This is a genomic window from Vibrio vulnificus NBRC 15645 = ATCC 27562, from assembly GCF_002224265.1.
Taxonomy (GTDB): domain Bacteria; phylum Pseudomonadota; class Gammaproteobacteria; order Enterobacterales; family Vibrionaceae; genus Vibrio; species Vibrio vulnificus.
The window spans coordinates 1523208-1543302 of sequence record NZ_CP012882.1; the positions used below are offsets into that span (position 1 = coordinate 1523208).

Genomic DNA, 20095 nt, shown 5'->3' on the forward strand with positions numbered 1-20095 from the left:
AATAAATATGATCCCATTTCAATCTCATGCCGTATCGGGTGTGGCACTTTCCCGTTTTGAAGGCCAATATAAAATCCTGATGATGAAGCGCACCAAAGGAAACTATTGGTGCCATGTTGCAGGCGGAATCGAAAAAGGCGAAGCCGGTTGGCAAACCATCGTTCGAGAGTTTGCCGAAGAGACCCAAATAAACGTAGAAACACTCTACAACGGCCAATATTTGGAACAGTTTTATCAAGTCAAAAGTGACTCTATCGTCAACATTCCTGTTTTTGTCGTCTATTGTGACGACAATCAAGTCGTTACACTCAATGATGAGCACACCGAATATCGTTGGTGCGATTTAGAGCAAGCCAAATCGTTAGCCGAATTTCCAGGGCAAGAAGCGCTGTATGATCATGTTTGGCAACACTTTGTCTTACGTACCCCTTCACCGCTCTCACGCATTCCACTCAATAGATAGCGGGTTAAACGCATCCATAAAAGTGTGGACTGAGTGGATGCGTCATCTCGCTAACGGGCTTTAGGTTTGCGGTAAATCGTCAATAACCTTATCGCGATAGAAGTAACGTCTGTCATGTTCTCCAATCGGCCGTAACACTCGGCAAGGATTACCGACGGCCACGACATTCGCTGGGATGTCTTTCGTCACCACACTGCCGGCACCAATCACGCTGTTTTCGCCAATCGTTACGCCTGGCAACACAACGCTGTTCGCCCCAATCCAAACGTTATCTTTAATGTGCACAGGAATATTGAATTGCGCCACTTTACGTCGCAGTTCAGGATCGATCGGATGTCCCGCCGTTGCGATGGTGACATTGGGTGCAATCATCACCGAGTTGCCAATGTAGATGTGCGTATCGTCCACCAAGGTTAAATTGAAATTGGCATAGACGTTATTACCTAAGTGTGTGTGCTTACCCCAATTGGCTCTTAGTGGTGGTTCGATGTAGCAGTTTTCACCTACATTGGCCAAGAGATCACGCAAAATCGCCGTGCGTTTTTCCATTTCTGAGGGTCTAGTTTGGTTAAAATCATAGAGAATTTCTAGGCAAGCTTGCTGCTCCAACGCCACACTCTCATCATCACAAAAGTAAATCTTTTGTTGATGCATTCGCTCTCTCACACTCATTTCTCTCTCCACTAAACCGTTTGCCTTGATGACCACCGCGCCACAAGGGAAAACGTTAATGTAGCAAAACCGATTGATTTCCTTCAGTTCTGTTGATTGAAATGGAGAGCGGGATAACAGATTTCCATTGCACAGAACTCATCACACGTTGAACGGCTTATTTCGGTAGCAACGCGTTGGTCGGCCTACTTTGCCATGCGCCAAAAACGCGTAAAGCGCTCCCCTTTCAACCACCTTGTCGAGATATCGCCTTGCCGTGCTCTTACTCACACCGAGTAACGCGGCGACACTGGCAGCGGTGTGCTCACTGTGGCCGTGGGGAAAGAGTGAAACCACCTGCTGCAAAGTAAACTCATCCACGCCACTGACCTCATCCACCACCAGTTCGGTGGCGTGAAAAATGCCATCCAATTCACTTTGCTTGACCATTTGCTGGCTATCCACCAGCTGTTTCATCTTCATCAAGCGAAGCAAGCTGGCTTGTAACCGCGTGTAGTTCACAGGTTTCACTAGATAATCAAAGGCGCCGTAGCGATGAGCGAGATTCACCGTGTTAGCGTCGTTGGCAGCCGTGATCACAATGCACTCAGGTTTTGGTTGTAACACCAAACAGCGTTGAACTAACTCCACACCCAACCCATCGGGCAAGTAGTTATCAATGATCACCAGATCGGGTTTCGCGGCAATGATCAGTTGCTCGGCGGTAGTCAGGTTAGCCGCTATTCCTATCACTTCAAAATCATCCAGTTGAGCAATAAAGAACTGATGCAGCTCGGTGATTCTCTCATCATCTTCTACAATCACGACTTTTATCATGCTCACTCCTTCGGAAGATAAACGGTAAATAGTGTTTCTTGTTCATCGCTGTCGAGCTCTAGATGACCATGCGCCTCGGATAGAATGGATTTCACTAAGTGAAGGCCAATACCATGTTCCCCTGTGCCACTCTTGGTCGAGTAACCCCAGCGGCATAAACTTTCCAGATCCTCATCGAGACTAGGACCGTTATTAGAAAAAGTAAGAATGAACTCTTCTTCGGTTTCATGTAATTTCACCGCCATTGTGGCATCGTTTTGGCCTTGGCACGCTTCTAAACCATTGTCGATCAAGTTCCCAACTAGTGAGCACACTTGTTCCTCGCTCACTCTTTGAGTCAATCCGGAGAGATCGCCATAACACGAAATATTCAATGACTGATTCGATTCTCTCGCTTTGCTCAATTTAGCCAACAGCAACGCCGTTAGCTGAGGCATGCTTTTCACACCTTGTAGCGAGTCTATGCGTGTTTGATTTTGTGCCGCTTGCGCTAAACAGACTGAGAGCGTCTTATCAAACGCCCCCATTTGTAGCAAGCCAGAAATGACCGACAGCTTGTTTTGATGCTCGTGATGTGTCACTCGCATGCTTTCAAGATACTTGTCGACCTGACTGATGCGATCCGAAAGTGCTTGCAACTCCGAGCGCTGACGCAGAGTGAATACCGCGCCAGCCGATTCCCCATTCGATGTACGCATGGTGACGCGATTGATGATCACCCCATCTAAGCCAAACTGCGCGACTTTATTTATGTAATCTTCTCCATCCAAAGGAAACAGATGCCTAGCGTCATCCAGCTGTTTGGTCTCCTTACCCACGAGATCGCTTTGACGAAGAATGGCTCTCGCAGCGTCGTTCGCTAAATAAATATTTCCCTGTTGATTGATGGCAACAACCGCTTCATGAGTCGCGTCCAATACGCCTTGATGGGTCTTCAACGCTTGCTTTAATTGCCAAGGCTCGAGATCTTGCATTTGTTTCTTTACATAAGACGAAAATCGCCACGACAACAGTAAAAACAACGATAGAGCAGAAAGGGCAAACAAAAGCAGCGGCAACAGCTTTTCCCGACTCCACAGATTGAGCGTTTCGACAAGATAGCCCACCTTAACCATGCCAACCACTTCCCCTTGTGGGGAAAAAATCGGTGAAATATAACGTACCGAAGGGCCTAAAGAACCAACGCTTTGCGAGAGATAAGCCTCACCAAAATTGAGTGCCCTTTGAATGTCTCCCCCAACCACGGGTAAACCGACACGCTCACTCACCGGATGCGCCAAGCGGATGCCCTCTTCATTGCTGACAGTGATAAAATCAGCGTCACTCACCAATTGCACAACCGAAATGATCTCCGACACCCATTGTGCATTTTCACGCTCAACAGCATCAATGAGACTGGGCAATTTTGCCAATTGCTGTGATTGCACCTGCGCACGCAAGGCAATTTGGTTGTTCAGAACATTTTCTAATTGATACGCACTGTAACTCCACCAGGCAGCGATGCCAATTAGGACAGTACAACTCAGGATGAAGGCCAATTGCCTTGTAAAGGATAATGTCATCAAATCGTGGCTAATTGCGATTGTGTTGGGTATTTTTAGTAACTTGTATATGTCGACCACCCACTACTCGTCTGGCCCCGCGCCGATTCTGTTTGGCGCTGGATTCCACAGCTTACAGAACTGGTGGAAGATCGGCTTTGTCTTCTCACTGATCGTTATCCCCATTTTCATCTTTGTCGGAGGTATGTGGTGGAAAGTGCTCGGCCTTTGGTAATAAGGGCACGGAAAAACGATGTACAACAGGGCTTAAACGCCCTGTTTTTTCGTTTGTCATTTTTATTTCATCTTCGCTTTGCACTATGGCTTCAAGAACTTCAGTCACATGTTCACCGTGAAACCACTCAAACGTTATCAATACGAACGCTACGCTGTCCTGTGTAATCTCGCTTATCCGAGGGTGTTTAAGCAAACACGCTATGGTTTCGATCCAAATGGACAACGCATCATCAAAAACCAATTTGGCAAAACCATGATTCGAGTGCTGTGGAGTAAAAATGCAGATGAAGTGGTGGTCGTCATTAAAGGCTCACATAGCCTTAGCGACTGGCTGCTTAACTTCGCATTATGGACAAAAAGCACCCAGTCTCTTGGTCTTCCCTATCGTATTCATGCTGGGTTCTATCACCTGTTAACTCAAGAAAGCCAACCATCAAGGAATCAAGATCACTTAGGAATGACGGTACTTGAAAAACTTGAGCAGATTTTGCTTGAACGCATCAAAGAGGGGAAGCGTATCGCGATTACTGGTCACTCCTCTGGTGGTGCCATTGGCTGTGTTTTTGCCGATTATTTTGAGCGAAAATACCCAAAATCAATTAAACGTGTGGTCACATTTGGCCAACCGGCCATTGGCGACTGGCGCTTCGCCAAACACTATTCTTTGGCACATAAAACCTATCGAATTTGCTGCGACCTCGATATCGTTACCTTTATGCCACCATTGCCCTTCCTGTATTCTCACAGTGGAAAATTGCTCTGGCTCTATAACGGTAGAATCTATGAAAATACCCCGACTTATGAACGCTTGGGGCGCTCTGTGCTCAGTTGGCTTATCCGACCATTCACTTACCACCTAATGAGCAAATATATCCGAAATAAAGATTTTTTTGACGAGCGATAAACAAACGCTCAAAAGCAAGAAGAGACCCACGGTCTCTTCTCGATAATTTTTCATGCCCACATTTGCTACAGGGAAGCGATCTCTTTTTCCAACTGATATTTTTGGTCGGTGACGATTTTCTCTAGCACAATCACGCGCTTTGTGAGTTTGTCGATCTGCTGCTGCATCTCTCTTTGCACATCAGCAGACGCACCTTCCGTTTTCGTCAACTCTAACGCTTTAACCTTTTCACGATGATTTAAAACGATTTTTAGCATGCCACTACCAAAAATGGCGGTGAAAATAATCAAAACAATTAAAATGTCGCCCAACTGTTCCATGTTGTTACCTCTAGTTAACGTTATCCATTAATCAAAAACGATTCATGTAGTTTATAAAATAGCTAGAGTAATAACGCAATCATTGCGTCGCAGATCACATCGCGTTTGTCGCTGAAACAAAATGAAAGAGAGAGAAGAAAAAACACAGATTAAATCAATGATTACAAGGAATTATTGAATAAGGTCGCGAATGAACGGAACGAGAACAAGGAAAGAGAATGGAGGCGCGTCCCGGAGTCGAACCGAGGTCCACGGATTTGCAATCCGCTGCATAGCCACTCTGCCAACGCGCCTTTTAGATAACCATTGCTGGTTTGAGTTAGGATGGTGCCCCGGGCCGGACTTGAACCGGCACGACTCGAAAGTCGAGGGATTTTAAATCCCTTGTGTCTACCAATTTCACCACCAGGGCAACGCATACTGCGATGGTAACACCACCTGCTCTAACGACCTTCGCCGTGAGAACGAGGCGTACTTTAACGGATTTTTTATTTGGGTCAATAACAAAAACAAACTTTTTGAATCAAATGGTTAGTTTGCCATCGCCTCAGTACGGTTCGCGCGCAGTATGGGGGATTTTTCAACACTCTGCCGTTTTGCACTCTCATTGAATGTTTAGATAAGTCATGATAGCTCGATGATCCGAACCGATCACTTCATCGATAGACTCCCTTTTACAGATAGCAAAATCACTGTTGAGCCATAAGTGATCGATGGAAATTTGCAGCCATGACGGCAGTGTCCATGTCGGTAAGTTTGGCCAACTTGCAATAGGGGCAGTTTGCATTCCAGAAAAAAGCGTGTCAAAGCGCTCACTGCTTGCAGAAAGATTCATGTCGCCCATGATTAAAATATCCTTCGTCGGACTTTGTGTCGCTTGGTGTTCTAATGCCTGAATAAGTGCGTTGCGTCTCAACCACATCTCTTTGTTGCGAGGAGAAGGCGGATGAGCGATAAGCAGGAACACAGGGTGTTGCTCATCAACTTGCCAAATGCCTCGGATGAAATTTTGATAGCCTTCGATATAAAAAACATCCATCCCATATAAAGGTTGCCGAGAAAAAATTAGCTGATGCGACGGTAGGCCCACTTTTGGCTGGCCACCAAAACGATAGCGGTAAACGTCATCCAACACTTTTAGCCGCTCTAAGTGTGGAGCCGTCACTTCTTGTAGCAAAATGAGATCAGGTTGCACCTTTGATAGGTAATCGATCAATTGGTCGACATGTTGATTAGAGAACAGCATATTGTACTGAAATAGACGGACGCTATTTCGGCACTCCCCTTTCGAAACCATCCCTTTCGGGACGCCAATGGCCGTGAAATAAACAATGAGCCCAATGGAAGCTAACATTGGTGTCCACGCGCGTATCCCCAAACTGATGAATGCGACAACCGCGAGAGGCAAAATAAACAGTGCGGGATAAGCCGATATGTTTTCGGCCCACCACAAATGGGTCTGCGCTTTTACCCCCCAGTAGAAAAGGGAGCAAAGAATGATAATGAACCACAAGCCATAACTTTTAAGCATTGCTGAGTCATACCTATTGAGCCGCTACCTTAGTTAGTCTAGCAATGTTTATTTGAGAGGCTGTTCCATTTTTCTTAAATTTCAAACTTTTCTGACACTCTCCGTACATAGACAGTCGATAGACTTGGCTATACTTCTCTTTCAATTCACTACAAGGTATCCCCATGAAAGCAAAACTAGCAGTTGCAGCGGCAACGCTAATTTTACTGGCAGGATGTCAGCAAGAACCTCAAGGACAACCTTCAAATAACCGTGTTGGTAAAGCTATCTGCGACTCCCAAGCGAGCATGCCAGGAGGGTGGCACGATGCAGAAGTCGATCATCAAGTTATGCAAGCCGTAGACACAGTGTTAGAGCAAATGAACACAAACTCGCCACTAAAAGGAATCACATCGGTTCATACTCAAGTGGTCAGTGGTGTTAACTACGCTATAGAATTTCAGCTAGAGAATGGCAGCCAATGGAATACGATTGTTTACCGTAACCTGAAAGGCGAATATCAAATTACCCAAACGGCTAAGCTAGGCTTGTTCTGTCAGCAATAAACTCGCATAACAACCTTCCTCAAGACACAAATACCCAAACGACTTGGCGTACCAGTTAGGACACCATGAGCAACTCTCAAAAACCCTTGTGTCATGGCGTTGGGGGGAACAAAAAGAAATCCCCTTATCTGATTAAAACAAGGGGATTTTTAATCACTTTAAGCGGTAAAAGGCTAAATGCCGCTCAAAGCTCCGCACATCATGATCAAAATGCAGATAACCGCCAGAAAGCCCATCGGCTACTCCAAAGTGAGAACGACTCGACGGTTACAACCATTCTGCTGGTTTTCTTCCGCGGCACAGATTGGCGTGGTTTCACCGAACGCTTTTTCTAAGATTCGATTGCCTAAACCCAAATCGTTTTTAAGGAAACGGGCGACGGTGTTTGCACGTCTTGCAGACAACTGCTTATTGTAAGTATCTGAGCCTGTGCTGTCGGCATGCCCTTCCACTGAAATTTTACGATTTGGGTCAACAATACCGATATAGCTACGAATCGCATCTTGATGGATATCGGTTAAACCAAATTTGTTGTGCTGGTAATTCAGCACCAGTGACATTTTTTTCTCATCGAAGAAGCAATGTTCACTGCTGTTTTGTGCTTTTACTTTCTGCACATCACGATTCAAGACACGGGCTTCCGTCTGTCCTTCATCAACCACAATCGAACCTTCGCTTTGTGTGGTTTTGTAATGCGTTGATAGCAATGTTTTGGTTATGATCTGTTCTTCTGATGTATTGACACAATTGGCCTGGGCATAATTGGAAAGCAGCACCAGTAACAGTAAAGGCAGTGTTTTTTTCATTTTAATCCTTAAGTCTACCTGTCTCTTCATTAATGAGATTCAAAATATATTTGTATACGTCATTGCCTTCTTTGGCATGATAGATATTGTCATGACCAAAGCAGTCGCCAATCCCATCGTTTTTGTCTACAACGTAGTTAACCCCAATAACACCCATCGTCACTTTGGTCTTTGACGCTTTGTCACTTGGGTTTTCACTTTGGAAAACGTTCCTTTTTTGTGAAATTTTCGTTTTTAACTTTTCGCACAAACCTGCCTTTACAAGTCTGTTTAGATATTTATTGTATCGAACTTCACGCCACTGCCTACCTTCCAAGTAGTAGCGAACAAAATCACCATCTCTACCATCAGAAAGCAAAATAAATACTTGCTCTGGATTTAAGTCCGTGGCTTGCTCAGCCATTTGAGCTGCACCAATAATGCCTTGCCAAGATTCAGTTAGGCCGTTTGGGGAAGCGTAATAATTTGAACTGTTGAACTTAGCTAGAAATGCGTCATAGTCTTCAGTTAAGGGGATATCCTCGAATGTTTTAATATTGCCGGAATCGTTCCGCGAGTGGATTTTCGGTGCCGTAAACATATTATTCACCGTGCCAGACGGCGTCCTATATGATGAATAGTCAAACGCCGTACGCTGCCTACCAACCTGCTTAACTGCAGTATGGTGAAACCCAATCACCGCCACTCGGCTCTTCCTATCTGTTTTAAACTCCCGCAGGTCGTCCACGATTCGGTTGATCGTTTCTGCGACTACATCATATTTCCTCTTGCCACTTCTTCCCCAAGGATTCACCATCGAGCCACTCATATCGATAATGAAGTAAATATCTAGAGGTTGCGGTAGAAATTTTCTAGACGTAGACGTTCCCATAACTTCAAAGTCTTTGGTTAATCCCATCTCACCGTCATTGTAAGAAATCCAGGAGTCGTGCTTTGTTTTGGCAGACACGACAAAATCGGTAAAAGGCGCTAGTTCGCCACTGCGCTGCACGCAGCCGTCTTTGTACTCGCAGCGTCGATTAAACACTCGAGCCACGACTTCGCCTTTATTATCTTCAATATAGTGGTCAACAATCTTTTGCGCGTATTCTTGGTTTTTCTCATCGTTTTCTTTTGGACTCGCAATTAAAGCCAAGCTCGCTACTTCCGCCGCTTCTGTAATTTTGGCGTGTGCCATATGCCTTTGAGTCATTTGCATCGAGAACACCATAATGACGACAAGTGCTGGCAACATACCCATAAAGATAATGCCTGCGACCCCTTGTTGCTTTTTGATGGACATACTAGACCCTCGCAAACGAAAATGACGTGGATACCGCTTTAATGACATTACCCTCAGCCAAGCCAAAGATATTAAACGGCGTTTCGTAACAAAGCGTGATTTGATACATCGGCAGCCGACGGTTGCGAGAGGTAATTGGCAACAGCTCTAGTGCCTCTTCTTTAGTGAGACTGTCTAGATTTGGCAAATTGCAACCGTCGGTCGCGCCACTACTAAATTTTTTATAACGTTTGCGAAAGTTGCTTGGCTTATCGCCCTCTACCGCCAGCTGCTCGACAAACACGCCGAACTTAGCCTCTTCAAAGCCCGGCATCATGCGCTTTAGGGAGGCTTTGGATAGATAGTTCACAGCTCTCTTTGTTTCAGAGCAGTAAGGATCGGCTCTGCCACAAATATCTAAATCACCATCAAAAAACTGTTTTCTTTCCGCCATGATCGTTGTGAGTGAATAAGCGGCGCGGTCGAGTAGTCCTTTGGTATTGATGGCAACAACATAATTGGCCATCACAACAAACAGGCCTGAAAAAAACATGAGAACTAGCGCTAGCTCCACCATAAAAGCACCCTGTTGCTTAGCTTTCACAACCCGACCCTCCACCAATTTTGAATGCGCAACGCTCATATTCTTGAATAGCCATAAGCTCACGCCTCACTTGAAAGTCTGGCAAAATACCATCCAAAATCGTGTTGTAGGTGTACTGCATACGATACATCGCTATCGCCATATCCTTCGGTTTGTCTTTTCGTTCAGGACAAGTTTCAATATCGTCATAACCGACATTGCAAGTCACAAAGTCCTGATAGTTTTTGAAATAATCGACCGTAATATTGACGCTTTCTTCTTTAGCCAAATATTTCCACGCCACACCGGCATTTTCGTTAATGGTTTTTTCCAACAGTTTTTGATACTCCTGTGGAGTCGTGGCATTGGATGTTCCCGCTTTTTTGGTCTTGATAACCGACAGTGTCAAAGCATGGTCGGAAACACTCATTGAATAACTCAGCATACAGAGCTCAATCCAACTAAACACCATGATGAGTAAAACAGGTAAACCAAGTGCAACCTCAACGGTTAAGGCACCCTTCTGCCTTTTTTTCATAGCTCGACATACCTTTTCTTGGTGTAATCCACAACAAAAGCACCTTTGATGTTTAAGCTATTAAGAAAGGTTTTCGCTTCCTCTATGTCAGTAAATTCACCAATGCAGTAGCGCTTCCATAAACCATGCGTATACGAGTAGACGGTACCGTAGTTCGCTTTTAGGAAATTGAGATAATCGTTCGGCACGGCTTTGTAAGAAGCCAACACTTGAATACGATACAGTGATGGCGCTTTAGGCTTGAGGTTATTCACATCGAGCTTACTTACAGGCACTACGTTATCAACTGGCTTGGCCTGCTCCACTTTTCTCGTTTCTTCTTGCGCTTTTGGTGTCACTTGAGCAGTCTGTACAACAGTAGCTCGGGTCGTGTCTTTGTTTATTTGAGCGACTTGTGGCTGCACGGCTTTCTTCCCTTTGTTCTTTCCTTTGTTGACAGTTTTCATTAATGCCGCCAACTGTTTTCTCGCTTCTTCTTCGCCCTTTTCATGTTTTAGCACTTCCAGAGCAATATCAGGGCGGTTGGACTGCACAGATGAGATGATGAGATTTGACCGAACTTTGGCATCACTTGGCATAGCGACATAAAGGTCATAAAGAATTTCCGTCGCTTCGACATAGCGATTTTGCAAAAGGTAAACCACAGCGATATTGTTGCCCGCCTCTCTATCCGAAGCACCGCTTTTACGACTTTCTTCGAAATGTTGAATAGCCGTTTCATACTCTTTACGTTGCGCGTAAATCTTGCCTACCAACAAATGATAGGCCGCCTCATCTCCACCTTCATCGAGGAACTTCTCGCTTTCTTGCAATGCTGAATCGTAGCGTTTTTTCTTATAATTTAAGTTCGCCAAACTGTAGATATAATCTGGTTCATCTAGGTCTTTGGCTGTATAAGTATTGGTATAAAGTTCGGCTGACTTGATATCCCCCATATCTAAATAGAGGTTAACCAATTTCACCTTATAACTTGGCACTTCTGCCAAATTACCCTTGTAGAATTCGACCAACTGCTGATTCTCACCAGAACTCAATAACAAACGTTCTTTAGTTTGCAATTCCGAACTAATAGATGAGCAACCTACAATCGAGAAAAGAATTAATAATTTAATTATCCATTTAGCCATCAGTTAACATCCTCATAATGCCAGGAGCAATAATCAAAATAATTATTGGCACCATGATAAAAATAATCATAGGGATTGACATTTTCGCACCAAGCTTGCCTATTTTTTCTTCAAGTTCCATCATATTTATTTGACGAATATCGGTGGCAAGCGTACCTAACACTTGGCCGACTGAAGAACCAAATTTCAAACTTTGAACAAGCGTCATAACAAAACTTTGTGCTTCACTTGAGGGCACCATTTCATAAAACTCCTCAAGCGCTTTTTCTATTCCAATCACTTTGGATCTTTGCACCGTAACATTAACAGTAAATGCCAAATATTTATCAACCGTTTGCAGCTCTTTAGCAAGGTACTCGAGTGTCGCTTCAATGGTCATACCCGTATGGACACACACATTCATCAAATCCAACAGAAATGGCAAGCGTGAGCTGACGTGACGTGTGATAGTGTTCGTTCTCGAAGATATGTATAAATCCGGACCAGCAACAAAAATAATTAACGCAAAAGCACCAATTAGTATCATTTCATTCAAATCAATGACCTCTTGACTCACTGCTAGTAAGCCACCTCCAATCGTTAAGAACAGAGGTACTATTTTAAATAGATAGTAAGTTTGAGCGATAAAGTCACTATAGATCCCCGCTGCGACCAGTTTCTTTTTGGTTTCTTCTTTATTAAAACTAAAACGTTTAAAAAATGACAAAAAAAGATCATCACGTTTCTGTTGCTCTTTGGTTGAACCAATTATTTTTCTAACCGATATTTCTGCTCTGGTTTCATCCCACATTTTTAAGGTAAAAATAGCCACAATAACAGAAACAAAAAGTGCAACTAAAATAAATATGATACTAGGAAGAGAAAAATTCATGATTTCACTCCCCGCAAAATAAACCAGATACAAATAAATCCAATAATCTCGCTAGTAAGAACGTAGTAAAATATCGGTTTTCCACCTTCCTCAAACATTACATAATTATAATTCTCTGGACTTGTAAATTTCAAAATCAACAAGAAGATAACGGGTAAACAAGCAATGATTTTGGCTGACATTCTCGCTTCAGACGTTAACGAACTTTTCTTTTTGTCGACGGCGCGCGCTTCAAACATAATCCGGTTAATACGAGAGATAACTTCTTTTAATTGGCCACCGCGACTCAGGTTTATGCGAATAGTCGCCGCAAAGAAAAAGTATTCTACATATGGGAAAGAGGCGGCGCTTCTAGACAGAACATCATCGGGGTCCTCACCAATCAGCAAGCGCTCCGCCATCAGCTTAAATTGCTTCCCTACGTCGTTTTGCATTTGATTTCCCACATACTCAAATGCATGAACGATGCTTTGACCTGAAGAGAGCGCACCAGAAAGTATGTTAAGCGCATCGGGAAAATCTTCTTTAAACTTAGCCGCTTTGGCTTGCTGAAGTTTAATCACAAACACGACAAATAAAGGGGGTTGTGCATACATCAGCAGCGTCAAAAAATCCATCTGCAAGATAAAGTCGTTAATAAAGTAGAGCGCGATCGCCGTGACCAACAAGAACAACCCGATCTTTTTCATTGGATTTGGCATCAAAATGGTCACAAACGCTTTAAAATGACGACGAATTTTGGCGCGAAAACTCACTTCAAATTTTTGCGCATCAATAACGGTTCTTTGCCCTTTAACCCCTTCAAAATCTTGTTCGAGCTCGATAATACGCTGAATCGCTTTTTCTTGTTTCTTCTTATGCGTGACAAAATAGATAGCAAGAGCTACCCAAGAGAGCACCATTAGCCACATCATGAGAACAACTCCTGCACCGTATCTTCTAAACCAAAGAAACGAGCTCGCTCATAAATAACCGAGCGCTTTGACAAACCAGGCGAGCGAAACTCACCTTGGATCTTGCCGCCATCAAAGCTGCCAGTGGTTTCAAATCGGAAAATATCTTCCATCACCACATTGTTACCTTCTAGCCCAACAATTTCACTGATGTACATGACTTTACGGCTGCCATCGTGGAGACGCCTTACCTGAACAATCAAATCCACCGCACTCACGATGGTGCGGCGTATCGCCTCCAATGGTAGCGACGCAGTTGCCATCATCACCATGCTTTCAGTACGTGCAATTGCATCTCGCGGCGTATTGGCGTGCAATGTAGACATTGAACCATCGTGGCCGGTGTTCATCGCCTGCAACATCTCAAAAGCTTCTGCACCACGACACTCACCGACAATAATACGGTCCGGACGCATACGCAGAGCGTTGATAACGAGGTCACGAGCCGTGATCTGCCCCGTGCCTTCAACACTTGCTTGACGTGTTTCTAACCGAACGATATGAGGCTTTTGCAACTGCAATTCGGCCGCATCTTCAATGGTGACCACACGTTCGCCTTCCCCGATAAATCCCGACAGAGCGTTAAGCAAGGTTGTTTTGCCCGAGCCGGTACCACCAGAGATCAAAATGTTGCACTTACAGTGACTGGCGATGGACAACAACTTGGCCATTTCTATCGACATGGCGCCAAATTCAACCAAGTTTTCTAGTTTGATCTTTTGCTCTTTGAATTTACGAATAGAGATGGAGGTGCCATCAATCGCCAATGGAGGAATAACGATATTGACACGGCTACCGTCTTTTAATCGCGCATCACACAAAGGAGAAGACTCATCGATGCGGCGACCAACATTCGATGCGATGCGCTTAGCGATAGTGTTCAACTGCTTTTCATTGACAAATTGGATCGGTGACTTTTCTACCTTACCGCCAATTTCAATAAAGACGTCGTATGGGCCATTGATCATGATGTCCGAGATATCATCATTTTCGACCAATTTTTGCAGCGGTCCCAATCCTTTAAGCTCGTCGTAAAGCGCTTTAACAAGCTCGGCGCGCTTTAGCGAACTTACCTGAAGCTGCTTTTTGTCGATCAAGATATTGACCGACTCCGACAACTGCTCCGCCAGCTCTTCGTTACTGATTTCACTTAAGGTTGAAGCATCAATCGCGTCAAAAATTTCATCTCGTAAGTCGAGATAGATCTGCTTTAGTTGATTCATTTTTTAAACAACGTGAATTTCTTAGCGTTTTTAGTCTGGATTTGCTTTCCGGTAAGAGACGAAACCATTTCAGCGATAGACGTCGCGTATTTGCTCTTCATCAAGCCACTGGTTCCCATTTGAATCAGCTTTTGCTCCAGACCCGGTTCATAGGCAAAGTCGACAGACGAATGGCATTTGATTCGCTCTTTGGCATTTTTTAGGGTCACCAAATAATCTTTGTGAGGACGTGTCTGGCTGAAAATCACTTGATGCTCCGCCTTACCGATTTTCTTTTTGAATCGGTTGTAAGCGCGTAATGAAGAGACCGACGGTTCACAAACTAAATAAATCCGATGGTATTTGTCCGCCAAATCTTGGTCGTGAACCTCTTCAAAGGAGCTCATCGGCACAGAATCAATAATAAAGTTATATTTATCAACCAGTTCCGTAGAGAGACTAAATAGCGTCGAGGCATGATCGCTCAGACACGCGGTGGTTTTTTCCAGAGCCAAATAGTCCAGCTTTTCGGTCACTTTACACAGATACGTGGTGGCAATGGCAGAATCGATCTCTGACTGATTCAAATCGATACTGTTTTCCTTGATTTTGTACCCCTTAACACCGAGAAAAATATCGCCATTCATCGCACCTGAATCGTGATCAACCACTAGAGTTTTTAGGTTGGCATTTTTAACCAATGCATTAGCCAACACGCTACTAATACAAGAAACCCCGATACCACCTTTTGTGCCCAGGATAAGGATCCTTTTCGCAATTCGCGTCTTACCGCTTTTTGATGCTTCTGCAATGTCACGCTTTAAGCTCGCTAATAATCCATCGAGCTCTTCATCCCAAAGAATGTAACTGGCACCGCATGACTGAACACGGTCTCGTAGCTTGATCGAATCAAAATTACTAATAACCAATAGCTTGATGCTGACATCAAGACGGGTCGCAATATCAGAAACCTCATCCACCATGTTTTGGTTATTACGCATATCCAAAATGACGTGATTTAAGGTGACGTCACTGCGATTCCACGTTGCTTCTTCATCCAAATCGGTTACTTTGAGGGGCTTTTCAAACCCCTCGATTGCGTACAGTTCATCAACGGCAGCAAGAAATCCCGCATCGTCAGAAACGATCAAATCTTGGTTGGTATTGCCACCTTTTCTTTTTGAGGATGAACTTTTAAATAATGTATCGAGATCCATCATCAGTAAGTACTCTTCAATGGGTTGACCAAACTAATGTTTCGGTTATGTTCTAACGCACAACCGAATCGGTATTCATCTTTGCTTGAAAAAGCGAGGCTTCCACAGTTTTGACTGCGGATATGAACATACTGAGCTTGAATCAGAATGGCTTTTTTCTGTTCATTCGGTGCAATTTCAACTTCATAGCGGATCTTGCTAATTTTTGAACTTTTTAGCTGCACCAATAGCTTATCGATAAATTCGCTCGCACTTGGCTGATAGTAAATCTTGAATTTTGCTTTTGGTTCACGCTCATTGACTTCATTAATAAATGACATGGCGCGAGATACCGAATACTCTTTGCCTGTTGCATCAAACTCATAGCTCTCTTGAAGCTGTTCCATCACACTGGTGTTTGAAATATTAACGTTTGAACAAGCGTTCAAAAGCAAAACAAATAAAACCAATAACCATTTTTTCATTAATTGAATCCCCCTTTGTTCAACGTATCTTCCAACTCAGGTTCATTCATTGATGAGAGGTCGATTCTCAGTAGACGCTCGATATCACTGGTGCGACGGAAACTTGGTAATTTGATGTCTTCCGCTTTCACTGGGTCCACCAAGTTCACCGTGGCGACAATGATTAATTCAGTTTTGGTTTGATTGGATTTTGTATGGCTGAACAAAGCGCCAAGAATAGGAATATCACCCAATACAGGGATTTTGCTTAATGACTCGCGCTCTTCTGACGTTAACAAACCTGCCAACACAAAACTCTGGCCGTCCTTTAGTTGAACGGTTGTTTGAGCTTTACGTGTACGTAGCGCTGGCACATTGATCAAACCATTCGCGGTCTTATTTTCTTCGTCGATAGAGCTGACTTCTGGCAAAAGTGATAAGCGAATGTTTTCCGAATCCGTCACCTTGGCGACCATAGACAACTTCACACCATATTCTTTATAAGACACGCTAATTCCGCTCTCATCACGGATGGCGATTGGCAACTCACCACCGACAAGAAAGCTTGCGGTTTCACCAGAGATCACCGAAAGATTGGGTTCGGCAAGTACACGACCAATTTGGTCGTCACCACTTGCGGTAATTACTGCAACGATGTCCTGAGCGGTAAAATCAAGCAGTTTGTTCACAAAACGTCCCGCCTGACCACTGTCTGAATAAGAGACACCTAGCTCAGATAGAAACGAGCTCGAGACTTCGGCGACAGTCAGTTTGACGTTGATCTGCTCGGTAGTCAGCACCTTGAGATTATTGATAATGTTGTCGTAAATATAAGTGGCGGTGTAATCCAAAGAATCAACTTGTCCACCGCTCGTATCTTGTAGAGTAAGCGTATTACGAGTGACGCTTTTCTTAAGCATTTCGCCGACCGTACGATAAATCTGAGCTTTTATTTCCTCACTACTTACCACCCCGTCGAGAATCACTTGCTCGCCTACATTGGTAATGTTGACAGACTCATCTGGAAAACGGGCAATCAAGGTCTGTTTCACCAATCGCAGACTTTTGTTGACCACCACTTCCGCGTTGTAAAGTTCATTTCCAGAGCGGTCATAGACAATCACCGACGTCGCACCAAGGCCAACACCGTAAACCACTACTTTGGTTTCATCGATGATTTTATAGTCGGCAATTTCTGGATCACCTACAAATACGGTTGAAATTTGACGTTTCAACGAAATGGTTTTTGCTGATCCCTGATTTAAATTCATTAGTTCATTAGAATTAACCGATGAAGAGACAAAGCCAATCGTGGTGATTAGTAAACACATTAATGTTTTTTTCATTTTTATTCCTTACCACGTAATTCTCTAACGCCAAATTGATCTTCCAGAATGTCGCTACTGCGAATTGACAAGTAACGTTTGGCTACGCTGGAAGGAACAATACTGATATCACCAATCTTTTGTGCCATTTCTAGCTTCAATACCTGAGGTACTTTCAACGCAATTACCAAACTGTTTTGCGACTCAGAAGTTTTTGTAGAATTTACATTTCTATCTGACTTAATGACTTGTATGACCTTTGCATCGCTAATAATGATTTTACTAACGAGATGTCCAATATCTTTGTAGCCATTTTCTAATAGATTAGATCTTGATGATGTAGTGGAAACAAAACTGACGCTGTCACCCGGTTGCAAAGTAATATTTTCGATAATATTAGAACTTGATGGTTCATAATAATAAGGCACTTCATCTTTTTTTAGAGACAGAAACATATAATCACGATCACCAGGATTACTGATCATATCGTTTGACAATATGCTTCCTTTGAGTAAGGGTCGGTTAAAAAGCGCGCCCGGTTGGATATTCAGTTCATTCTTTAGTGTGTGTCGATTGCTGTGCGCTTCAGATAGCTTAACTTCAACTTCCTTGTACACAGACTTAGATACAATCCCAGATTTTTCAACATCTTGAACCAATTCAAGCAAGACTACAGTGGGTTCAACTACAGGTTCTGCTGCGACAACTTCTTCAGTCTCAAACATATCACCCATAAGAAAAAACAGCGTGCTGAATATTGCAAGGGAAAGGAAGAGAATGATAACGGCTCTATTCATTGTTTTGTCTTTTTTATTAAGAGAAAAATGGAGGTTTCCCTCCATTCTATATTGGGAAGTAATTAACCGCCTGTTGCACCACCACCTGCAGCACCACCTGCAGCACCACCTGTGCCACCTGTGCCACTAACGGTTCCAGCTTCTGTCATTTTTGATGAAATAGCACTCATCGCATTATTAAGAGTTTGCTTTAGAGTACCATCCTTGAAAACAAACAAAATAATTGCAGACATTGCCACTGCGATAATCGCGTATTCTACCGCCGTTACACCGCGTTTATCTTCATTTAGAGATCGAAGACCTTGATTAAGGTTTAACTTCCACTCAATCGCTTTTGTCATAACTTTGTTAAACATACTATCCTCTTATTAACTTTAAAATGTGTCGTTATGGGGTGAAGACAAATTAAACTAATGGAATAACAAACGCCAATGAATAAGATTTATATATACATAATGCAAAATTATGATAAAAAAACGTTATAACGCTATAAATATAATAGTTATTAGCGGAGTGAAAATTAATGTAAAATAGGCTTTATTTTTGGAAATATTTATGCCACTCGCCATAACATTAATATTTTTTACAGCACTCTACGCATCATTTACTGATGCCAAATCTCGCGTCATATCGAACCACACCGTTGTTTTTGCTTTTCTTTGTTGCTTTATTTTTGCTTTTCTAAATGGTTATTTATTACACTCCTTTTTAATTGCAACATTATGCTTTGCATTAAGTTTTATATTGTGGTTGTTTGGATTCTGGGGCGGTGGTGACGCAAAATACTTTCCAGTCATGATGGTGGGCGTAAAACCCGACTATGCTATTGAAGCCATTTGCTATATCGGCTTATTTGGTGGAATCACCGTAATCGGTGTTTATGTGTATTGTTTGATTGCCAAAAAGGAGATAAAAAAAATAGGCATCCCTTACGGAATACCTATTTCTGCATCATGCTGTTTGTTTATGCTATTAAGCTTGTTGGTCCTCAGATAGCTGCTAATGATGCTGTTCAAAAAGATCGTTGAGTTTCGCCTTTAAGCCAATTTTGTCTAACTCATCAGACATCCCTTCACTAAACCAAACATTCATATTGACCTGTTGGCTAGTGGGAATCTTCTTGTAGTTAGGCTCTCTAACTGACCAATCAGGACAAACCATGATGGTGCCATGGTTTTCCAACTCTTTGTTCATCAGTCTTGCAGAACTCGTGCTTACCCAACTTGAGACAAACCGCGTATCGATTTTGTTCTCTTTCAGTAATTCTTGAACCAAGGTTTTCGACAAGGAGTTGCAATAAACCACTCGGAACGGATAGCACTCATATAAGTCTATACATGCTGTGTGACTAATTACATAACTTGATGATCTTAACTGATAAGAATTACCATTTTCAGAGCTCAATCGATTGAGACTGAATATTACATCGAAGTTAGCGATATCGATCGTAGACGTTGTACTAAAACTGGTGATCGCTAAATCTGTATTATTCAGTGCACGAAATTCGCTCACGACTTTTTCTACGAGAATAGGACAGAACGAATCTGCAATCGCAATGTTATATTGCTCTCTCGTATCCACTTTTTCTAAATCTTTGAATAGCTTTTCATACATGGACATTGTTTGATCCGCATATTCTAATAACACCTTACCGTGTTTCGTAAGCCCAAATCCCTCTTTTCTAACAAAAATACTAGCCCCAATTGTATTTTCGATCTTTTTGATATGCTGCGACACAGCGGGCTGAGTCATAAATAGTGACTCGGCTGCAGCTGTAAAGCTTTTGTGTTTTGCAACCTGTGAAAATGTCCGAAGATATTTTACGTCGATCATTCTATGAACGGTTTTCATGACAGCTATCTACCTTGATGTTACCCAGTTTTATAGTTTTTTTGTGTACTTTGTATTTCTGATTTTTAAAATCAAGACAAAAATATCAATAC

At 43.0% G+C, this 20095-nt stretch carries 23 protein-coding genes, 2 tRNA genes and 1 pseudogene; 5 read left to right on the forward strand and 21 right to left on the reverse strand.

Annotation, left to right across the window (positions count from 1 at the left end; all coding sequences use genetic code 11):
- Positions 1–7 precede the first annotated feature (7 nt).
- Entirely contained in the window at positions 8–463 is a 456-nt protein-coding gene (locus AOT11_RS22235) for an NUDIX hydrolase (RefSeq protein ID WP_017422572.1), read from the forward strand.
- A gap of 60 nt (positions 464–523) precedes the next feature.
- Here the strand turns inward: AOT11_RS22235 and AOT11_RS22240 are convergent, their stop codons facing one another.
- The 3 genes from AOT11_RS22240 to AOT11_RS22250 form a co-directional block, all read right to left on the reverse strand.
- Entirely contained in the window at positions 524–1117 is a 594-nt protein-coding gene (locus AOT11_RS22240; RefSeq protein ID WP_371286991.1) for a sugar O-acetyltransferase, read from the reverse strand.
- Positions 1118–1276: 159 nt separating this feature from the next.
- Positions 1277–1951, reverse strand: a complete 675-nt coding sequence (locus AOT11_RS22245; RefSeq protein WP_026050719.1) for a response regulator — start codon at positions 1949–1951, stop codon at positions 1277–1279.
- 2 nt (positions 1952–1953) lie between these two features.
- A complete protein-coding gene (locus AOT11_RS22250) occupies positions 1954–3513 on the reverse strand; it encodes a GHKL domain-containing protein (RefSeq protein ID WP_017422570.1) in 1560 nt (519 codons plus the stop codon).
- Positions 3514–3523: 10 nt separating this feature from the next.
- On the opposite strand from AOT11_RS22250, the pseudogene AOT11_RS22255 reads away from it, so the two are divergent.
- A pseudogene (locus AOT11_RS22255) lies at positions 3524–3727 on the forward strand (anion permease); the annotation flags it as partial.
- 117 nt (positions 3728–3844) lie between these two features.
- Positions 3845–4633 carry a lipase family protein gene (locus tag AOT11_RS22260; RefSeq protein ID WP_026050720.1) on the forward strand — a complete coding sequence of 263 codons (789 nt, stop codon included), beginning with the start codon at positions 3845–3847 and terminating at the stop codon, positions 4631–4633.
- 65 nt (positions 4634–4698) lie between these two features.
- Here AOT11_RS22260 and AOT11_RS22265 read toward each other — a convergent pair whose 3' ends face one another.
- From AOT11_RS22265 to AOT11_RS22280, 4 genes are all read right to left on the reverse strand, one after another.
- A complete protein-coding gene (locus AOT11_RS22265) occupies positions 4699–4953 on the reverse strand; it encodes a hypothetical protein (protein WP_017422567.1) in 255 nt (84 codons plus the stop codon).
- A gap of 219 nt (positions 4954–5172) precedes the next feature.
- Positions 5173–5246, reverse strand: a tRNA-Cys gene (locus AOT11_RS22270).
- A 32-nt stretch (positions 5247–5278) separates the two neighbouring features.
- Positions 5279–5365, reverse strand: a tRNA-Leu gene (locus AOT11_RS22275).
- Between the two features lie 192 nt (positions 5366–5557).
- Positions 5558–6484: an endonuclease/exonuclease/phosphatase family protein gene (locus tag AOT11_RS22280; protein WP_017422566.1), complete on the reverse strand. Its 927-nt coding sequence runs from the start codon at positions 6482–6484 to the stop codon at positions 5558–5560.
- Between the two features lie 164 nt (positions 6485–6648).
- Here AOT11_RS22280 and AOT11_RS22285 point away from each other — a divergent pair, with 164 nt between their 5' ends.
- A complete protein-coding gene (locus tag AOT11_RS22285; RefSeq protein WP_017422565.1) occupies positions 6649–7029 on the forward strand; it encodes a cystatin domain-containing protein in 381 nt (126 codons plus the stop codon).
- Between the two features lie 239 nt (positions 7030–7268).
- Here AOT11_RS22285 and AOT11_RS22290 read toward each other — a convergent pair whose 3' ends face one another.
- The 13 genes from AOT11_RS22290 to AOT11_RS22350 are packed head-to-tail and all read right to left on the reverse strand — an operon-like array spanning position 7269 to position 18508.
- Entirely contained in the window at positions 7269–7835 is a 567-nt protein-coding gene (locus tag AOT11_RS22290; RefSeq protein ID WP_026050721.1) for an OmpA family protein, read from the reverse strand.
- A gap of 1 nt (position 7836) precedes the next feature.
- Positions 7837–9165, reverse strand: coding sequence for a TadE/TadG family type IV pilus assembly protein (locus AOT11_RS22295; protein WP_017422563.1), 1329 nt, complete (start codon positions 9163–9165; stop codon positions 7837–7839).
- On the reverse strand, positions 9119–9700 hold the full coding sequence (gene tadF, locus AOT11_RS22300; protein WP_017422562.1) for a tight adherence pilus pseudopilin TadF: 582 nt from the start codon (positions 9698–9700) through the stop codon (positions 9119–9121). The genes AOT11_RS22295 and tadF overlap by 47 nt, the downstream gene beginning before the upstream one ends.
- The gene (locus tag AOT11_RS22305; RefSeq protein WP_017422561.1) at positions 9690–10217 is read right to left on the reverse strand and encodes a TadE family protein; all 528 of its coding nucleotides are present in this window, start codon (positions 10215–10217) and stop codon (positions 9690–9692) included. The genes tadF and AOT11_RS22305 overlap by 11 nt, the downstream gene beginning before the upstream one ends.
- Positions 10214–11344, reverse strand: coding sequence for a tetratricopeptide repeat protein (locus tag AOT11_RS22310; protein ID WP_017422560.1), 1131 nt, complete (start codon positions 11342–11344; stop codon positions 10214–10216). Before AOT11_RS22310 ends, AOT11_RS22305 begins: the two co-directional genes overlap by 4 nt.
- Positions 11337–12215 carry a type II secretion system F family protein gene (locus AOT11_RS22315; protein WP_017422559.1) on the reverse strand — a complete coding sequence of 293 codons (879 nt, stop codon included), beginning with the start codon at positions 12213–12215 and terminating at the stop codon, positions 11337–11339. The genes AOT11_RS22310 and AOT11_RS22315 overlap by 8 nt, the downstream gene beginning before the upstream one ends.
- Positions 12212–13129: a type II secretion system F family protein gene (locus AOT11_RS22320; protein WP_017422558.1), complete on the reverse strand. Its 918-nt coding sequence runs from the start codon at positions 13127–13129 to the stop codon at positions 12212–12214. The genes AOT11_RS22315 and AOT11_RS22320 overlap by 4 nt, the downstream gene beginning before the upstream one ends.
- Positions 13126–14391 (reverse strand): CpaF family protein, encoded by a 1266-nt coding sequence (locus AOT11_RS22325; protein ID WP_017422557.1) that lies wholly within the window; start codon positions 14389–14391, stop codon positions 13126–13128. Before AOT11_RS22325 ends, AOT11_RS22320 begins: the two co-directional genes overlap by 4 nt.
- Positions 14388–15590, reverse strand: coding sequence for a CpaE/TadZ family protein (locus tag AOT11_RS22330; protein ID WP_017422556.1), 1203 nt, complete (start codon positions 15588–15590; stop codon positions 14388–14390). The genes AOT11_RS22325 and AOT11_RS22330 overlap by 4 nt, the downstream gene beginning before the upstream one ends.
- Positions 15590–16051 carry a hypothetical protein gene (locus AOT11_RS22335; RefSeq protein ID WP_011081074.1) on the reverse strand — a complete coding sequence of 154 codons (462 nt, stop codon included), beginning with the start codon at positions 16049–16051 and terminating at the stop codon, positions 15590–15592. The genes AOT11_RS22330 and AOT11_RS22335 overlap by 1 nt, the downstream gene beginning before the upstream one ends.
- Complete coding sequence (locus AOT11_RS22340; RefSeq protein WP_017422555.1) at positions 16051–17376, reverse strand: type II and III secretion system protein family protein; 1326 nt, start codon at positions 17374–17376, stop codon at positions 16051–16053. The genes AOT11_RS22335 and AOT11_RS22340 overlap by 1 nt, the downstream gene beginning before the upstream one ends.
- A 2-nt stretch (positions 17377–17378) precedes the next feature.
- A complete protein-coding gene (locus AOT11_RS22345; RefSeq protein ID WP_017422554.1) occupies positions 17379–18197 on the reverse strand; it encodes a hypothetical protein in 819 nt (272 codons plus the stop codon).
- 17 nt (positions 18198–18214) lie between these two features.
- Positions 18215–18508, reverse strand: a complete 294-nt coding sequence (locus AOT11_RS22350; protein WP_017422553.1) for a Flp family type IVb pilin — start codon at positions 18506–18508, stop codon at positions 18215–18217.
- Between the two features lie 199 nt (positions 18509–18707).
- Here AOT11_RS22350 and AOT11_RS22355 point away from each other — a divergent pair, with 199 nt between their 5' ends.
- Positions 18708–19148 (forward strand): A24 family peptidase, encoded by a 441-nt coding sequence (locus tag AOT11_RS22355; RefSeq protein WP_017422552.1) that lies wholly within the window; start codon positions 18708–18710, stop codon positions 19146–19148.
- 3 nt (positions 19149–19151) lie between these two features.
- Here AOT11_RS22355 and AOT11_RS22360 read toward each other — a convergent pair whose 3' ends face one another.
- On the reverse strand, positions 19152–20003 hold the full coding sequence (locus AOT11_RS22360; protein WP_015727729.1) for a LysR family transcriptional regulator: 852 nt from the start codon (positions 20001–20003) through the stop codon (positions 19152–19154).
- Positions 20004–20095 lie beyond the last annotated feature (92 nt).

What these genes read in the sequence shown, in the direction of transcription:
- AOT11_RS22235 (WP_017422572.1), top strand. Translation starts at nt 8, where the DNA reads ATGATCCCATTTCAATCTCATGCCGTATCGGGTGTGGCACTTTCCCGT.
- AOT11_RS22240 (WP_371286991.1), bottom strand. Translation starts at nt 1,117, where the DNA reads ATGCATCAACAAAAGATTTACTTTTGTGATGATGAGAGTGTGGCGTTG.
- AOT11_RS22245 (WP_026050719.1), bottom strand. Translation starts at nt 1,951, where the DNA reads ATGATAAAAGTCGTGATTGTAGAAGATGATGAGAGAATCACCGAGCTG.
- AOT11_RS22250 (WP_017422570.1), bottom strand. Translation starts at nt 3,513, where the DNA reads ATGACATTATCCTTTACAAGGCAATTGGCCTTCATCCTGAGTTGTACT.
- AOT11_RS22265 (WP_017422567.1), bottom strand. Translation starts at nt 4,953, where the DNA reads ATGGAACAGTTGGGCGACATTTTAATTGTTTTGATTATTTTCACCGCC.
- AOT11_RS22280 (WP_017422566.1), bottom strand. Translation starts at nt 6,484, where the DNA reads ATGCTTAAAAGTTATGGCTTGTGGTTCATTATCATTCTTTGCTCCCTT.
- AOT11_RS22285 (WP_017422565.1), top strand. Translation starts at nt 6,649, where the DNA reads ATGAAAGCAAAACTAGCAGTTGCAGCGGCAACGCTAATTTTACTGGCA.
- AOT11_RS22290 (WP_026050721.1), bottom strand. Translation starts at nt 7,835, where the DNA reads ATGAAAAAAACACTGCCTTTACTGTTACTGGTGCTGCTTTCCAATTAT.
- AOT11_RS22295 (WP_017422563.1), bottom strand. Translation starts at nt 9,165, where the DNA reads ATGTCATTAAAGCGGTATCCACGTCATTTTCGTTTGCGAGGGTCTAGT.
- AOT11_RS22305 (WP_017422561.1), bottom strand. Translation starts at nt 10,217, where the DNA reads ATGAAAAAAAGGCAGAAGGGTGCCTTAACCGTTGAGGTTGCACTTGGT.
- AOT11_RS22310 (WP_017422560.1), bottom strand. Translation starts at nt 11,344, where the DNA reads ATGGCTAAATGGATAATTAAATTATTAATTCTTTTCTCGATTGTAGGT.
- AOT11_RS22315 (WP_017422559.1), bottom strand. Translation starts at nt 12,215, where the DNA reads ATGAATTTTTCTCTTCCTAGTATCATATTTATTTTAGTTGCACTTTTT.
- AOT11_RS22320 (WP_017422558.1), bottom strand. Translation starts at nt 13,129, where the DNA reads ATGATGTGGCTAATGGTGCTCTCTTGGGTAGCTCTTGCTATCTATTTT.
- AOT11_RS22325 (WP_017422557.1), bottom strand. Translation starts at nt 14,391, where the DNA reads ATGAATCAACTAAAGCAGATCTATCTCGACTTACGAGATGAAATTTTT.
- AOT11_RS22330 (WP_017422556.1), bottom strand. Translation starts at nt 15,590, where the DNA reads ATGATGGATCTCGATACATTATTTAAAAGTTCATCCTCAAAAAGAAAA.
- AOT11_RS22335 (WP_011081074.1), bottom strand. Translation starts at nt 16,051, where the DNA reads ATGAAAAAATGGTTATTGGTTTTATTTGTTTTGCTTTTGAACGCTTGT.
- AOT11_RS22340 (WP_017422555.1), bottom strand. Translation starts at nt 17,376, where the DNA reads ATGAAAAAAACATTAATGTGTTTACTAATCACCACGATTGGCTTTGTC.
- AOT11_RS22345 (WP_017422554.1), bottom strand. Translation starts at nt 18,197, where the DNA reads ATGGAGGGAAACCTCCATTTTTCTCTTAATAAAAAAGACAAAACAATG.
- AOT11_RS22350 (WP_017422553.1), bottom strand. Translation starts at nt 18,508, where the DNA reads ATGTTTAACAAAGTTATGACAAAAGCGATTGAGTGGAAGTTAAACCTT.
- AOT11_RS22355 (WP_017422552.1), top strand. Translation starts at nt 18,708, where the DNA reads ATGCCACTCGCCATAACATTAATATTTTTTACAGCACTCTACGCATCA.
- AOT11_RS22360 (WP_015727729.1), bottom strand. Translation starts at nt 20,003, where the DNA reads ATGAAAACCGTTCATAGAATGATCGACGTAAAATATCTTCGGACATTT.